Source organism: Gemmatimonas sp. (assembly GCF_036405635.1).
Classification (GTDB): Bacteria; Gemmatimonadota; Gemmatimonadetes; order Gemmatimonadales; family Gemmatimonadaceae; genus Gemmatimonas.
Map to the genome: position 1 here is coordinate 1 of NZ_DASWXE010000237.1, position 1,526 is coordinate 1,526.

1 protein-coding gene and 1 pseudogene are annotated in these 1,526 nt (G+C 64.5%); both read left to right on the forward strand.

All coding sequences use genetic code 11. The features are described from left to right. Positions 1-599, forward strand: a pseudogene (locus VGE27_RS18695) (2-oxoacid:acceptor oxidoreductase subunit alpha); the annotation flags it as partial. Then, positions 596-1,526: 2-oxoacid:ferredoxin oxidoreductase subunit beta (locus tag VGE27_RS18700; protein ID WP_331051192.1), on the forward strand; the 931-nt coding region annotated here is incomplete at its 3' end. The pseudogene VGE27_RS18695 and the gene VGE27_RS18700, both read left to right, overlap by 4 nt.

Consider the following 1,526-nt stretch of genomic DNA (forward strand, 5'->3'; position numbering starts at 1 on the left):
TCTCCCGCTATCTCGATGTGGATGGCGACGGCATCGCGGCGCGCACGTTGCCGGGTGTTGGCGGCAAGGGTGCGTACTTCGTGCGCGGCTCTGGGCACGACAAGCACGCGGCGTACACAGAAGACTCGGACGCGTACCAGGAACTCGTCGACCGTCTCAAGCGCAAGTTCGAGCACGCGGCTTCGGTCATGCCCAAGCCGGTGTTCACCCTGCAGGAAGGCGCCGATGTGGGCCTCGTGACACTCGGCGGCTGTGATGCGGCCGTGCGCGAGGCGGCCGACAAGCTGCGAGCCCAGGGCATCGTGGCTGATGTCATGCGCGTGCGGGCCTTCCCCTTCGGCAGTGAGGTGAAGGACTTCTTCGGCAAGCACGAGCGCGTGTTCGTGATCGAGCAGAACCGCGATGCGCAGTTGCGGTCGCTGCTGGCCATCGAACTCGGTATCCCGCGCGATTCCATGCTGTCCATCGTCGACTACGGCGGCATGCCCCTGACGGCCAGGGTGGTCGTCGATGCCGTGACCAGGAAGCTCGGCGCGCTGGGTCATGTCCCGGCTGCGCAGGGCGTTACGCAGGGTGCCACCAACGGAGTGCACGCATGACATCCATTGCGAAGCCACCAGTCAAGCATCCGAGCTCCCGCACCAATGGGCTCGGCCTGACCATCCGTGACTACGAAGGTGCGATGTCCACGCTGTGCGCCGGCTGTGGCCACGACTCGGTCACCGCGGCCATCGTACAGGCGGGTTGGGAGCTCGAACTCGAGCCCCATCGTGTGGGCAAGATGAGTGGCATCGGCTGCTCATCCAAGACCACCGCGTACTTCATGAAGCAGTCGCACGGCTTCAACTCCGTGCACGGTCGCATGCCGTCGGTCACGTCGGGTGCGTCGGCGGCCAATCGTGGCCTCACCTACATCGGCGTGTCCGGCGACGGCGACTCGTTGTCCATTGGTCTTGGCCAGCTGTCGCATGCCATCCGGCGCAACGTGAACATGTTGTACGTGCTGGAGAACAACGGTGTGTATGGCCTCACCAAGGGCCAGTTCTCCGCCTCGGCCGATATCGGCTCCACGTCCAAGAAGGGCGAGGCCAATGAGCAGTCGCCCATCGACCCGGTGCTGCTCGCCCTCACGCTCGGCGCCACCTTCGTGGCTCGTTCGTTCTCGGGCGACAAAAAGCAACTGGTGCCCATCCTCAAGGCCGGCTTGTCGCACAAGGGCTTCGCCATCGTCGACGTGATCTCGCCCTGCGTGAGTTTCAATGATCACGAAGGCTCCACCAAGAGCTACGCGTTCACGCGCGAGCACGAGGTGGAGGCCGTGCACACCGACTTCGTGCCGCTGCGGCGCGAGATCACCATGCCCGAGTCCGGTGAGGATGTGAAGGCCGTGACCATGCATGATGGCAGCGTGGTCCGTCTGCGTTCCACGTCCGAAGACTACGACCCCACCAATCGCGACTCGGCCTATGCGCATGTGCGTGCCTGCCAGGCCCGCCACGAAATCGCCACGGGTCTGTTGTTCGTGG